This window comes from uncultured Devosia sp. (assembly GCF_964244875.1).
Classification (GTDB): Bacteria; Pseudomonadota; Alphaproteobacteria; order Rhizobiales; family Devosiaceae; genus Devosia.
The window spans coordinates 247,514-261,118 of the sequence record NZ_CAXTKA010000003.1 but is presented as its reverse complement, the minus strand read 5'-3'; the positions used below and the strand labels follow the sequence as shown (position 1 = coordinate 261,118).

Here is a 13,605-nt window from a genome sequence, read left to right as displayed (position 1 = left end):
CGCTGTTCAACCTTATCCACGAGCCGTTGCCGTCTTGGGTGCGGTGGGCGGTGGTGCTTTATGTTGTCATTTACCGCATTTTGACGCCGCCTTACGTCGCGGCGGTGGCCGGAGACGTCAATGAACTGACGATCCTGCGCGCGATCACCGACGGCGCGCTGGAAATCATGCTGATCGTGCCGGTGATCTTCATGAAGCGCGCCGGGTATTTTCACCCGCTGGTGTTTCCCGCGTTCCTGCTGATCGCGACCAATGTCGCCTTCGCACCGGCTCACCTGTTCTTGCCGTTCGTCGTTTCGACGCGATTGTTCGCGACAGTGTCGCCCAGCTGGGCTGCGGTTCTCATCGATCTCGATCCGCAGAACTATGCGCAGTACCGAATCCAGTTTTCGATCTACAGCATCCTTTATTATGCCTCGCTTTACTTCTTCTTTTTTCAACAGGACAAGAAGGCGCAGCATATAAGGAGCGAGGTGCGCGAGCGACCGGCTTATTTGCGCTATATTCCGATGTCGGCTTTCTTGGTCTGCATGGCTTGCGTCGGTATCGCGCTGTTGTTGTTCCGCTCCAGTGGTGGTCTTGAAGCGCACATCGTTTCCCTGAGTAAGGGACGATACGAAACGCTCTCGGGATCGGGTGTGTCGATCTCCGCGGTCAAGGCGGCCATTATCGCGCTGTTTGCCTGGATGGCGGGTGCCAAGACGTTGCCGTTGAAGTCACCGATGTTCATCCTGACCACATTGGCGGTTCTGCCAGTGGTGTGGATCGTGGACGGCTCGCGCAGCACGATCATCTACGCAATCATCGGACTGCTGGCGATTGCAGCCATTCGCATGAAGCGGCTGCCGGTCGCCACCATCGTAATGGCCGGCGTGCTGGGTGTAGCCCTGTTGGGCGTCCTGGGCAGCATCAGGCACGATTTTACCTCGACCAGCGTTAATACCAGCGTCTTCGATCCGGCCAATTTCGGCACTTGGCTCGAGACCGCGTCGACCGAGATCGTCGAGCGCAATGCAGAAGAAGGCGATCTGGCGGCGTTCGTCGCGGCGGACAGAATGGGCTTTATCTGGGGCCAGAGTTACCTGTCGGTCTTGGCCTTTCCCATGCCAAGGATCATCTGGGAAAACAAGCCCCGTACCGGTCATGCGTATAACACCTGGGTGGCGTTCTTCGGCAATCCGGTCGACGGCGATGCACCGGCGGCCTGGGGCATTCCCCTAGGGCCGATCGCCGAAGCCTACTGGAATTTCGGCGCCGTTGGCATCGTGTTGGTCGGGGGCACGGTCGGTTTGATCTTCGGGACGCTGCTGGCCGCGTTCAAGCGGGGTTCCGGGCGTCCGGAACTGCTCGTGTTGTACGTGATCTTCCTGCTCTATTTCTCGGGAGGATCGCGGGAAACGCAATACGTCATCCAGTACGGCGCATCCTTGCTCGCGGTATTTGCGCTGGCCATGGTCATCCATGCGGTATTGGGCGGACGATCGTCCCGGGCGCGGGGCGCGGCGGTGCCCGATCTACGTCAAGCCTCGCCGTCCTAGCTAGGCGGTGCGCTGCGCCGGGTCAGGATCCTGGCGGGAATGCCGCCAACCGTGGCATTGGCCGGAACATCGGTCTGGACGACGGCATTGGCGGCAACGACTGCGTTCTGGCCGATGGTGATGCCCCCCAGGATCACGGCGCCGGCGTAGATTATGGCCCCGCTCTCGACCCTGGGATAATCGTTGCCATCGCGAGTCTTCTTGCCCAATGTGACATGCTGGTACAGCGTGACGTTAGGCCCGATGATGACGCCATCTCCGATCACCACTCCGACGGGATGCGGCAGCATCAGGCCGGTGCCGATTTGCGCAAGCGGGGAGCAGTAGATGCCGTATTTCCTGGCCAGTTTGTCGCTGTAGTAGCGCGCCATGAAGCGACCGACGAAGCGGCGCTTGCGCCATTGTGAGGTCGCGATGCACAGGGGTGCCGCCTTTTTCGCGTAGTTGCGCCACTTCATTGATGCTCTCCGTCGGCTTTCGGCAACAGTTTATGCCAACCCGCCGGCGTGCGCTGCAGCGCGATGAGGCAAAGGACGGCCAAGCCGGCCTCAAGGGCGGCGCGCGTCAGTGCCACGGCCAGGCCACCGCCCATGGATGCTGCCAAAGGGACCAGGCATAGGCTGGCGGCGGCGGCAATCAGGGTAAAACGCTGATAGGCCTTTTCTTCGTGCAGGGGCACCAAAGCAAGCATGCCGATCGTACGATTGGCCACCGTGGCCGGCAGAATAGCCATCTGGGCGATGATGATCGGCACCGCGCCGGCCATGCTGGCGCCAAAGAACCAAGGTACCAGCCAAGGCGACAGGACGGCCGCGCCTATGGCCCCGGCGGTGAAAGCCAGCGTCAGCAACAGCGCAGCCCGCCGGAATATGGCCCGGGCGGCCGGGGGATCGCGCATCACCAGATTTGAAATTCGTGGAACCAGAACGCGAATGAACGGCGCCGTTGCATTCACTGCGGCGGTGACCAGCCGCTCGCCGGCGGCATAGAACGCCACCTGCGCTGGGGAAGACAAGGCACCCAGAAACAGCACGCTCAGCCGGTTGATGATCGACGACGCTCCCGTCAGGATAAAAAACCGAGCGGATGCGGACAGGCTCATCCCAAGCTCGCGGGTGGTCGGGCGCTGAATGCCCAGTTGCCGGACAGCGCGGACATGACCGTACAGGACGCCTAACCACAATGGCAGGGCGAAAAACGAAATCGCCAAGGTCGCTTGACCGGGCTGCTTGACTAGAAGGACGATCAGAACAAGGGTCGTGGCCGAGCAGATAATATCCTGCAGCGCCAGGGCAGGGGCGCGCTCTATGCTGATATAGTACCACGACGAGCTGAAGCCGTACGCCGTAGCCAGGAACAGTGTAGCGCCAATGCTGACGGGGTCGCGCAGTTCTGGAATGGGAATGAACGGCAAAACCAGCAGATAGCCGCAAATGGTCACCAGTGCGGTCGCCATTCGGCCATAGATGATTTCGCCGACGACCACCTTTGTCTGGGTGCCTTGGGCCTGGGTGATTTCGCGCACGCCCATCAGGCCAAAGCCGAACTCGATGCACTGGGACAAGATCAGGCTCGTCGCCAATATCAGCGCGAACTGGGCAAAGCCGTCAGGCTGCAGGGTGCGGGTCAAAATCGGATAAGCCAGGAGCGGCGCCAGGTAGCGCAGCACGTGCGAGAACACCGCCGCAGCCAAGTTTTTCGATACCGTTCTCGCCAATTTGATTGCCCTGTCCGGTGGTCCGCGCCATTGGCTCGAGTCGTGCGGCTATCGCCGCTTGGTTATGTCGCAAGCTGCCGGGACTGGCAAACGCGATGCCTCGGAGCGGCGTGAAATGTCGTGGCACGGCTAATGAGTAGCGTTAACGGGATGATCGATGCGGGACATTGGCAAAAGCAGCCTGTTTTATGCTTGATCAAAATGCGCCGTCTGGCGAAAATGTCATGCCGATCTGCGATAAGATTTAAGCGCAGCAGACCTCTAATGCATGCAGCTATTTTTATGCTTGATGCGCCAATATATACAATAGCTGTTGGTTATACAAAAATATCATTAAATTTGGGCTGCGGACATTTAAACTTACCAATACACCTTATCCCCATGTGGTTGGAGTGTGACACCCTAGGCAAATCAACAACAGGAGCAGAACATGGCAGAATATTATGATCCGATCGAAGTGGTACTACCCACCGGTCACCCTTGGGACCAGACGAACTATCCCCTCGGCACGGTCACTATTACCCGCACGCCAGGTGGCCAGTGGATTGGCAATTGCGCGATCACCAAGGCCAGCTTGTTTCCCGATCTGGCGACCTGGGCCAAGATCTATGTGTCGATTACCGGTAACGACACCACTGGCACCGGCACCGCCCTTGCGCCTTTCCGCACGATTCGAAAGGCGATCCAGACCGCCAATACCTCTGCCGTGCGCAATGTGATTTCGGTTTCCGCCGGCTTTTACAGCCGCGCATCTCTGCCGCAAACCACCACGCTTGACGTGCCGATGGTGTTCGTGGCAACCGGCGGACGCGTGGTTGTGGGCACCTTCGATACGTCCGGGGTTACCTTTGCCGTCGACGGGACGCAGACGAACACGTATTCAGCTTCGTTCAGCTCGACACCGGCGCGAGTGTTCGACACATCGCGAAAGACGCGTTTCGGCAGCTATGTCGAGATGACGCAGGTCAGCAGTGCCGCCCGTTGCAATATCACCCCGAACTCGTGGTTTTGGGGCAGCAGCATCTTGTATGTAAACCGCTATGACGGCACCGCCCCAACCATCGGCTCGACCGAAGCAACGAGCAATACGCTGGCATTGCGATCGCTCCTGGGGATGCATTTCCAGCAGACGACGCAACGGACCGTGTTTTTCTGCGGCGAAGATGCTCAATCCGGCTTTGATCTTTACGGCGGATCGCAAGGCGCTTTGCGCGTCAGTTTCTCGACCTCGACATCTGGCACAAGGGTCATCGTCGGAGCTGAAAACTGTTCGATGCGCTATGCGGGCAGTCCGTCGAGCCTTGCCAATAATGCCAGTATCGAAAGCGTCAACGGCATTACCTTCTTCAATCAATGCGACGCTTCGTCGTCCATTTCGGACGGCTTCAACTTCCACAACGTCAACAGTGCCGTAAACGGCATGTACACGCTGACGCAAAACAGTTCCGCTGCAGACTGCGGTCGTGCTGGAAGCCTGTCCAATAATGGACACACCGGGCATGAAAACGTCATCGGCATCGATCTGGCCGGAAAGTACACCGGCAATCACGGTGGAACGGTGCACTGGATTGATACCAGCAAAATCTGGGCGGCAGGAACGCTGGCGACGGAAAGCCTGGGCGATATCATTCGTGGCGGCGCGTTCCCGCCGGTGGAATTCCGCGTCAGTGGCACCGCGTTGATGCATCTGGATCTGTGCGAGCCCAAGCCGTTCACCCAAGCCGATCGTGCGCTGTTGGCCAGTGGCGGGGAAATCAGGCTGCGCCGGATGCCGGTGCTGACAGGCGCGCAGGCGATTTCTGGAACTGGCGTCATCACCACTTATTAACATGCGTTATCGGCGGGGCCCGGGCCCCGCCGATAGCATCTTCAATCCACCGGGCTGCTGCTAAAACTGAGCACCATAGGGTGACCATGTTCAGTCAGCCGCACGGCGCTCAGCTGCCCGGTGGCAAAGGCTCCCGTGTCGACGCTAATACGGCCGCCAACCATTTCCGGCTCGGCTATAGGGGTATGGCCGTGGACAACCAGCTGGTCGGCCGGCCAGTCTGCATCGAGGAAATCTTCGCGAATCCACAACAGATCGCCTTCTGCCTGATGTTCCAAGGCGATGCCGGGGCGAAGGCCCGCATGCACGAAGGTGGCGTTGGGCAAGGCCATGGCCAGCGGACAATCGCGCAGAAAATCGACATGCTCATGGGGAATATGACTGTCGAATGTGGCCAACATGGTTCGGCGTGATGCGCCTTGCAATGCACCAGCGCTGATGCCGTAGGACTGCAAGGTTTCGACGCCGCCAAAGGCCAGCCAACGTGCATTTTCGTCAGGTGCTTCAAGATAGTTCAGCATCATGGTTTCGTGGTTTCCCGCCAGGCAAATGCGGGTGAAGCTCGCCGGAGGATCGGACAGGAGATGATCGATCACCCCCGCCGAATTGGGGCCGCGATCCACATAGTCACCCAGATAGATCAGCCATTTGCGGCCTTTGATGCGAGATGCGTCCGCGAGAATGGTGCGCTCGAGCCCGATCAACTCGTCCAGGCAGCCATGAATATCGCCAATGGCATAGACTGCCGCGGGCCACGTCTTTGCCCGAAGCAAGCGCCGGCCGCCAGCAACTGGTTCGGGACGCGTACCGAAATAGTCGGACAGGCGCTGCAAGGATATCCTCATGGCACAATCTCGTTTTCAGCAATCGGTCTTTTGCCGCCGAAATCGGCAGCATCGACGCCAGATTGCCAATGCGGGCCGACCAGTTGATCGACCGCGCCGTTTGCCGGTCGCCGCCGACCGGTGTGATGCCAGGATGAGGGAAACAGGTTGATAAAGTCGCCGCAGAATTCGTCGATAATGGTGTGCCTTCCGCAAATCATGGCCCCCAGGTGAAATCTAAGCCATTGCGGCGCTAGCGCAAGGGGAGGGGCGTTCAGCCGAGAAACGGAAATGGCCGGGTTTTTGATCTTAGTTTGGTATAAATTGCCAAACCGATTGCAACCACAGCATCACATTGGAGCTATAGTGCCGCTGAGCCAGCTGTGTTTGTAAATCTGGCATTTGCATAAAATTGTACCGAGTTTTCGACTTCAGCAGCAATTTATCACGCGCATCCTAATGGCATCAAAGCATCAGGGATTGCAGAAATGACCAACAAATTCACGGGATTGCTTGCCGGACTGACCATAACGTTCGCCGCAATTCTGTCTAGCGGAACTACGGCCTATGCGGGTCCAAACACTAGGCCGACTCAGCAAATTGCAGCGGTTACGCCGCTCGGGATGCAGTATTTCTGTGCTCAGCATCGGAGCGAATGTTCTGCCGGCGGTGCGGCCCAGGTTACAATGACTCAAAATTTGATCGGTGCGCTGAGGCAGGTCAATAGCACCGTCAATCGCGCAATCCGGCCGCGACGCGATAGCGCAGACATTTGGCAACTCAACCCCCGCAGCGGCGATTGCGAAGATTATGTGCTGTCGAAGCGCAGTGCTCTGATCCACCAGGGCGTCCCTAGCGGCTCGTTGCGAATTGCCTACACCCATACGCGTGGCGGCACGCCCCATGCCGTGCTGATCGTGCGGACCACCGAAGGCGATTACGTGCTCGACAATCTGAACAATTCGGTCAAGACATTGCGGGCGTCGGGCTACCGCATCCGCACGATGTCCACCGCCAATCCGAAGCGTTGGACTGCTGTTTGAGGCAAAAGCGCAACGGCCCTGACCGTTTTGCAGTTCGGACCGGCTGGTTCAACAGGCGATTGCCCTAGCGTTCGATAACGCGTTGCGCGAGCCCGGTCTATCAGGGTTCGCGCTATTGTTGTTGGGGGTGGCAGCAATAAACACTGCAAAACTAGCGTCAAATTCAAATAGCCATGCCTAGCCGTGCTGACATAGGATAAATCCCAGCGAATACGGTGCGTGAAAACGGGTTCGTCGAGATTGAAAAGTGTTTTTCTGCAATCGGCCGTCATGGTCGTTTTCGGCCTATTCCTGAGCGTCGCCGCAGCCGCGGCGCTGTGGCAGGAAAGCAGTCCCTATATTTCGGGCAGCGGGACCGTGACCGACCGGATGAGGAACATCATCAACGGCACGCGCGAGCTGGGCATGGCGACCAAGACCCAGCAAGGCTTGCTGAAGGACTGTCAGGCATCGATCGGCACTTTTGCCGAGGCCTACCTGACCCCCGATGATCGCGGCGTCCTGCGGCAGAACTGCCTCAATGCGGCAAAGACGATCGTGGCTGCCACGCCGGCAAGTTCCTATTCCTGGGCCTTGCTGGCCTATCTCTCAGGCAGGGAGGGCGATTTCAAAGCGCGTGACGATGCCTTGATCATGTCCGAAGCCACGGGCCCGAGCGAACTTTGGATCGCCGACTTGCGCATCAAGATTGCGGAAATGTCGCTGGATAAGCTTAGCGACGATGGTCGCAAGGCTTACGACGCGGACCTTCGATTGATGGTTCAAGGTCGTGTGGGCTTGGCCTCCATCGCCAAGCGTTACGTCGATGATCCGGCGTTCCGGGAGCGGATCACCGGCATCGTGGAAACATTGCCGCCGCAAAACCAGGCCTGGTTTGTCCAGAACGTGCGTTCGGCGGTGGCCCAAAAGGGGGCGACGCAATGACCGAAATCTGGTCCGAGCCGTTCTCGCCAACGACCGGCAATGCGGTAGCAGCTGGTGATGGGCAACAAAAGCTCAACCAGTCCTTTGCGTGGGCACTGCTGGTCATAATCGCCATAGCGCCCATTCCATTGGGCAGCAATCTGCCTTTCATGTGGTCGGTCTGGGCGTTGTGCCTGGGCATTGCCATGACCGTTTATGGCGTCACCTCGGCGCGGCGGGGTTATCCGATGCGCGTCGCGGTGTCGGCATTTGGCGTCGAGTTTGGCCTGTTTTCGATTGTCTGCGTGTATCTGGCGGTTCAGACGCTGCCGTTTCTCGGCTCCATTCTGCCCCCGATTGTTACGTCGACCGGGGTCGCCGTCACCACGCAATCCATATCCATCGCACCGGGTGATACGCTGTTGATGCTGTTGCGGTGGCTGACCTATGGATCGTTCTTTTTCCTGATGCTGCAAGTTGCGCGCAACGATCGGCGGCGCATCTTTGTCCTCAAGGGCATCGTCTTGATCATGGCTAGCCATGCCTTGCTGGCGATCCTGATGTTTTATCAGTGGGGCAATACGCTGCTGGGTCTGGAAAAATGGGGCTATCTGGATTCAGCCACTGGCACATTCGTGAACCGCAATTCGTTTGCTACCTTCATGGCGCTTGGCATCACCGTGACGCTGAGTCTGTTCGCAGAACATGTTTTCAGCACCAAGGAGTCAAAGCAAAGAGGCATCGACTTGACGCCGGTCCTTTATCTGTTGGCGGCGCTGGTCATGCTTGGTGCGGTCTTTAGCAGCAATTCGCGCATGGGCCTTGCGGTGTCGCTGATCGGCGCGACCATCGCCTTGCTGGGTGCCTTGCTGAAGCGAACCAGCAGGTCGCGCATATCGGTCGTGGCTATAATGCTCATCATCGGGGGAGCCATTGGTGTGGCCGCGCTATATGGCCCTTCGATCTGGCAGCGATTTCTGACCGTGGAGGACTCGACGGCGGTGCGGATGAACCTATACCAGCAGGTTTGGGCGATGATCCTGGACCGGCCTTTGCTGGGTTATGGTGGGGGCTCGTTCGAGCAGGTCTATCAATTGTTCCACCGGGCGCCGGTTTCGCCGGAATTTGTTTGGATCCGGGCGCATAATACCTACCTGACCCTTTGGTCCGAGCTTGGCTTTATCGTCGGCAGCATTCCGATGGTGCTGCTTGCTTTGACCGTGGTCAGGCTGATCAAATCGTTTGCGCTGTTCGAAAGCGGCTGGGCATCGCCCTTGGCTTGTCTGGCCGCCATCGTTGTTGTCGCCGTGCATTCCAGTGTCGATTTCAGCCTGGAAATGCAGGCTAATGTGTTTTTGTTTCTGGCTTTGCTGGCGAATGCCATGGCCGGCGTCCGGTCGCAGGCTGCAGCGTCGGCACGTGCGCGCAAAAGCGGATCCAAGCAACTTGCTGCCAAGCCTGGCTTGGCGGCATGAATTGGTAACCTCGAATCATTAGTTTATGCTTTAGGTCTCGCAATAAAGCGGGGCCTGTTTTTTGCTGATACCGAAAAGGCCAATCGTGGACGAACCTGATATCGATCTTCGAGCTATCTTTGGTCTGCTGTATCGGCAATTGCATTTGATTCTGATCACGCTTGCCGTGGTGATCGGTGTGGCGGTGCTGGTCAGTTTCGTGTTGAAGCCGGTTTACACTGCCTCGGCTCTGGTCATGGTCGATCCCAGTCGGAAGGATTTGCTGGATCCGGCATCGCAATATGGCAGCGCATCGAGCGACAACGCGCGGGTCGACAGCGAAGTCGAACTGGTGCGATCAGACAACGTCCTGCTCAAGGTCATCCAAGCGCAGAACCTGCTGACCGACCCCGCCTTTGGTGTTTCGCTGGGCACTCGCGATCGCATAATGGCGTTTCTCCATCTTGGCGATGGCGCCCTGCCAACGGGCGAGGAGGCGTTGAACAGCGTCCTCAATACGCTGCGCTCGGCAATCAGCGTCGAACGTCGTGGTCTGACCTATCTTATCCTTGTGCAGGCCCGGTCCGGTGATCGCGCCAAGGCCGCCCAGATCGCCAATTCGGTCGCCGAGGAGTACATCAAGGAGCAGGTGCTGGCCAAAGTGAACAGCACATTGACATCGCGCGACGTGTTGCAGGAGCGCATCACCCAGGCGCGCAATTCCATTGTTGCCTCCGAGGGGGCCTTCGACACCTTCATCGACAGCAATATCGAGCGTATCGAACAGCAAGCGGGGAATGCCTCGATTGGCAGTCTGCGAGCACAAATCGACGAGTTGACCGCCGCGCGGTCGCGCACGGCTGCTACGGCCGATCTTGTGGCCGACAATGTTGCCAAGCAGGATTGGCAGACCACGGCCGATTTGCTGGCCTCGGACGCGCTGCGGGAACTTGAACGCCAACGCGAGCAGCTAACCGCATCTTTGGTCACCGCAAGCGCCGGCTCTCCGGCAGCGATCGATTTGCGAGCCCAATTGTCCCAGCTCGACAGACAATTGCAGGATACTGCTTCGGCGGGGCTCGGAGATTTGCGCGAAGCGGTCAATGCCACCCAGACCCAGGAAAGTTCGCTGCGCCAGCAGATTCGTGAAACGGTGATTCGCAGTGACCTGCCTGCCGAAGTCCTCACCAATATTTACGAGCTTCAACAGGGCGCGGAACTGGCGCGACGACAATATGAAACCCTGTTGGCGCGTGTGCAGGAGCTGGATGCCCAGGCCTCCTTGCAAGTGGCCGACAGCCGAATTGTTTCACCTGCGCTCGCGCCGGAAACGCCCTCTTTTCCAAACATTACACTGATTCTCCTGGCAGCCGGGCTGGTGGGGCTCATCCTGGGGGTTGGCTTGGCATTCTTGTACGAGAACTACATCGGCGGTTTCACGTCCGAGCAGCAAACCGAAGCGGTGTTGCGCCAGAAGGTTGCGGCATCGCTGCCGCGCCAGAAGACCTTGAAGGCCGGCTCGACAAGCCACGCCGATACTTTGGTAAATGCGCCGCTGTCCATCTTTTCCGAATCGATCAGGCGTGTGCGTGCGTCCATCAATCATGTCGGTCGCGCCAACGCCCTCATTCGCGCGGAGGAAGATGAGTGCTCAATCGTGGTGGTCACCTCCACTTTGCCGGGCGAGGGAAAGACGACCACTGCCTTGTCGTTGGCGCGGTCCTATGCGCTGACGGGAAAGCGCACACTGCTGGTGGATGCCGACCTGCGCAAGCCGACGGTCCACAAGGCCCTGGGCATGGAGCCATCGCGTGGCCTGCTGGATTATTTATTGGACCAGAGCAATAGTTTCGAGATCAGGTCGGTTCTCAGCAAAGATCCGCTGACCAATCTGACGGTTCTGGTGGGCGGCCGTCGCAGCGATGTGCCGACCGATCAGCTTATTTCCGATGGTTCGTTCCAACGCCTGCTCAACGCCTCGCGCAAGACGTTTGACGTCGTGGTCATTGATTCGCCGCCGCTCGCGCCGGTTGTGGATGGGTTGTATCTTGCCCAGTACGCCACTGCAGTCATCTTCGTCGTGCGCTGGGCGAACACGCCTCAGGTCGAGTCTCGCAAGGCGTTGACAGCACTACGCGAGTCAACGAAGCAGGTAGTTCCTATCACGGTTGTCCTGAACCAGCAGGAGCTATCCCGCAACGACTACCAGGTTCGCTACGGCGAATACTATGTCGAAGCGCATGGAAGCGCGCGTACGGCATAAAAAGCACCGCAAACCTGCGATGCTTTTAAGTGCCTCTATATCAGAACGCTTAGAGATCTTCGCCTGATGGGCTTGGATCGATAGCGAGATCGTTGTCACCATCGTCACCAGCAAGACTAGCACTCGTCGCATCGTCATCGCCGCCGGCAAGGGCGCCGGAGTTTGGCAACAGGCGGTCGAACAGAGCGTCGATCTGGAGCTGGAAATCCGAATCAGCAGCGTTCAGCTCGAAGACGGCCAAACGAACGGCAGAAAAGGATATGTTTGCTTCATCCAGAGCTATGCCACCACCGACCAGGGCCGAGCTGTAAGCTTCGATCCCGCTTTCGCACTCATTGACCAAGCCGACAGGCAGAGAACAATTGGTTTGGAGAGCTTCATATGAACTTTCGAAACCGGACACCGCAGCCGCCTGAGCCGCGCCGCCCAATGACGACAGGCCTAGAGCCATGACTGCAACAGGTAGAAAACTGCGCATTTTGGGAAACCTCGTAACTTGCACCGCGTAATTCGATTACACTCTAATAAAGCCTGCTGTCAATCACGCTTAATCGTCGATTAACTTCATTCTTAACGTAGCCTCTGGGAAGATGCCTGATCGCGCCGCAAGTTTGTACAAAGTTAACTATTGGTTCTGAGGCAAAATCTTTAAGGAACCATCTGGATCGGCCCGGCCTGTAGACAATGAAGCGTATCTAGTTTGATTAGGTTCCCTGATTCGCCAGATGTTTTGCACAATGATCAGCAAATTAATGTGATTCATGAGTTGTTTTGCCGTTACGCAAGTCCACCGTCGTCGATTTGCAGATTGGTGCAATGCACAGAACGCATGATCGAGGGTGGACAAGACTAAGATATCGGCCCGTTTCGCCGTCCTTTTGTACCAAAAATGACCGAACTGCGCAGTGTTCAAACATTGTTGCCGGTGTGCGTCACCGTTAACTTAAACCACAAAAGCCCCGCAAAAGGACTTGGCTTAAATTCAGAATTTGTTAATCTCGTTTTGCGGTATCAAACAGTGCTTCGGAGACATCCTGGCATTGTATTTCGTGATGTAACCATGAACAGCTTTGCGCGCGCCGACGACTTTGACACAAGCAACTCTTCAGCCAAAATTGTAGTCGACGAATCAACTGTCAGTTCTATCGGCAGTGGCGACTGGGCGATTCTCAAGGAATCATTTACGCGGACTACGCGTCATGGCGGACTTAGTTTAAAGTGGCGCGGTGACTCGCCCGTGCCAGCAACGCGTCCTACGAATCTGCACCTCGCTCTGAAGCGCGGATTTGATGTTGTATCGGCATCGCTGCTCATCGTCGGACTGGCGCCTTTGCTTGTCATTGTTGCCCTGCTCGTCAAGATCACCAGTCGCGGTCCTGTGCTTTTCAACCAGGCACGCGAAGGGTTGGACGGCAGAAGCTTTCAGGCCTTGAAATTCCGTTCAATGACGATCGATCACTGTGATCATAGCGGCGTCGCACAGACTATCAGCAATGATCCGCGTTTAACCAGCATCGGGCGCTTCATTCGCCGGACCAGCATCGATGAACTGCCACAACTGTTCAATGTAGTGCGCGGTGACATGTCGCTTGTCGGCCCACGCCCGCATGTCGCCGGGATGTATGCCGGCGGGAAGCTGTATCGCGATCTCGTTCCCTACTACGAGGATCGTCTGCTGATGCGTCCGGGCATCACGGGCTGGGCGCAGGCCAATGGCCTGCGTGGTCCGACGACCGAAACGGCCAAGGCGATTGCGCGAGTTGATCATGACCTGGCCTATATCCACAATTTTACGATCTGGCTGGATGTGAAAATTCTTGTGCTGACCGTCCGTAACGAGTTTTTGACGGGCTCGGGCCACTAGGCGGCCGCCCGTCGCGGTCTCAGGGAAGAGTCGACATGTCACGTCGGCTTTGCAACCTGCATCGCAATTGTGTGGCGCTGAACGCCCCGCGCGCTGCGAAATACCTGCGACCGGCAGAACCGTAGCGATCGGAAAACCTGTTCGGGTTCGGCAAGGTCAATCCGACAGAGA

At 57.7% G+C, this 13,605-nt stretch carries 11 protein-coding genes; 7 read left to right on the top strand and 4 right to left on the bottom strand.

Features of this window, described 5'->3' with window-relative positions:
• Window positions 1-38: 38 nt before the first annotated feature.
• Window positions 39-1,538, top strand: a complete 1,500-nt coding sequence (locus ACFE8X_RS06005; RefSeq protein ID WP_375450532.1) for an O-antigen polymerase — start codon at window positions 39-41, stop codon at window positions 1,536-1,538.
• Here the strand turns inward: ACFE8X_RS06005 and ACFE8X_RS06000 are convergent.
• Together ACFE8X_RS06000 and ACFE8X_RS05995 are read right to left on the bottom strand one after the other, a co-directional pair.
• A complete protein-coding gene (locus tag ACFE8X_RS06000; protein WP_375450531.1) occupies window positions 1,535-1,996 on the bottom strand; it encodes a serine O-acetyltransferase in 462 nt (153 codons plus the stop codon). The two genes, ACFE8X_RS06005 and ACFE8X_RS06000, sit on opposite strands and share 4 nt — an antisense overlap.
• Complete coding sequence (locus ACFE8X_RS05995) at window positions 1,993-3,255, bottom strand: oligosaccharide flippase family protein (protein ID WP_375450530.1); 1,263 nt, start codon at window positions 3,253-3,255, stop codon at window positions 1,993-1,995. The genes ACFE8X_RS06000 and ACFE8X_RS05995 overlap by 4 nt, the downstream gene beginning before the upstream one ends.
• A 430-nt stretch (window positions 3,256-3,685) precedes the next feature.
• Here ACFE8X_RS05995 and ACFE8X_RS05990 point away from each other — a divergent pair, with 430 nt between their 5' ends.
• Window positions 3,686-5,083 (top strand): DUF1565 domain-containing protein, encoded by a 1,398-nt coding sequence (locus tag ACFE8X_RS05990; protein WP_375450529.1) that lies wholly within the window; start codon window positions 3,686-3,688, stop codon window positions 5,081-5,083.
• A gap of 41 nt (window positions 5,084-5,124) precedes the next feature.
• Here ACFE8X_RS05990 and ACFE8X_RS05985 read toward each other — a convergent pair whose 3' ends face one another.
• A complete protein-coding gene (locus ACFE8X_RS05985) occupies window positions 5,125-5,928 on the bottom strand; it encodes a metallophosphoesterase family protein (protein WP_375450528.1) in 804 nt (267 codons plus the stop codon).
• A gap of 467 nt (window positions 5,929-6,395) precedes the next feature.
• On the opposite strand from ACFE8X_RS05985, the gene ACFE8X_RS05980 reads away from it, so the two are divergent.
• The 4 genes from ACFE8X_RS05980 to ACFE8X_RS05965 all read left to right on the top strand — a co-directional run bounded on the left by ACFE8X_RS05980 (window position 6,396) and on the right by ACFE8X_RS05965 (window position 11,570).
• Entirely contained in the window at window positions 6,396-6,950 is a 555-nt protein-coding gene (locus ACFE8X_RS05980; protein ID WP_375450527.1) for a transglutaminase-like cysteine peptidase, read from the top strand.
• A 240-nt stretch (window positions 6,951-7,190) separates the two neighbouring features.
• Window positions 7,191-7,874 (top strand): hypothetical protein, encoded by a 684-nt coding sequence (locus ACFE8X_RS05975; RefSeq protein WP_375450526.1) that lies wholly within the window; start codon window positions 7,191-7,193, stop codon window positions 7,872-7,874.
• Window positions 7,875-8,101: 227 nt separating this feature from the next.
• The gene (locus ACFE8X_RS05970) at window positions 8,102-9,328 is read left to right on the top strand and encodes an O-antigen ligase family protein (RefSeq protein ID WP_375450525.1); all 1,227 of its coding nucleotides are present in this window, start codon (window positions 8,102-8,104) and stop codon (window positions 9,326-9,328) included.
• 85 nt (window positions 9,329-9,413) lie between these two features.
• Window positions 9,414-11,570: a GumC family protein gene (locus tag ACFE8X_RS05965; protein WP_375450524.1), complete on the top strand. Its 2,157-nt coding sequence runs from the start codon at window positions 9,414-9,416 to the stop codon at window positions 11,568-11,570.
• A gap of 49 nt (window positions 11,571-11,619) precedes the next feature.
• On the opposite strand, the gene ACFE8X_RS05960 is transcribed toward ACFE8X_RS05965, so the two are convergent.
• Window positions 11,620-12,048: a hypothetical protein gene (locus ACFE8X_RS05960; protein WP_375450523.1), complete on the bottom strand. Its 429-nt coding sequence runs from the start codon at window positions 12,046-12,048 to the stop codon at window positions 11,620-11,622.
• A 411-nt stretch (window positions 12,049-12,459) separates the two neighbouring features.
• On the opposite strand from ACFE8X_RS05960, the gene ACFE8X_RS05955 reads away from it, so the two are divergent.
• The gene (locus ACFE8X_RS05955) at window positions 12,460-13,434 is read left to right on the top strand and encodes a sugar transferase (protein ID WP_375450522.1); all 975 of its coding nucleotides are present in this window, start codon (window positions 12,460-12,462) and stop codon (window positions 13,432-13,434) included.
• Window positions 13,435-13,605: the final 171 nt, after the last annotated feature.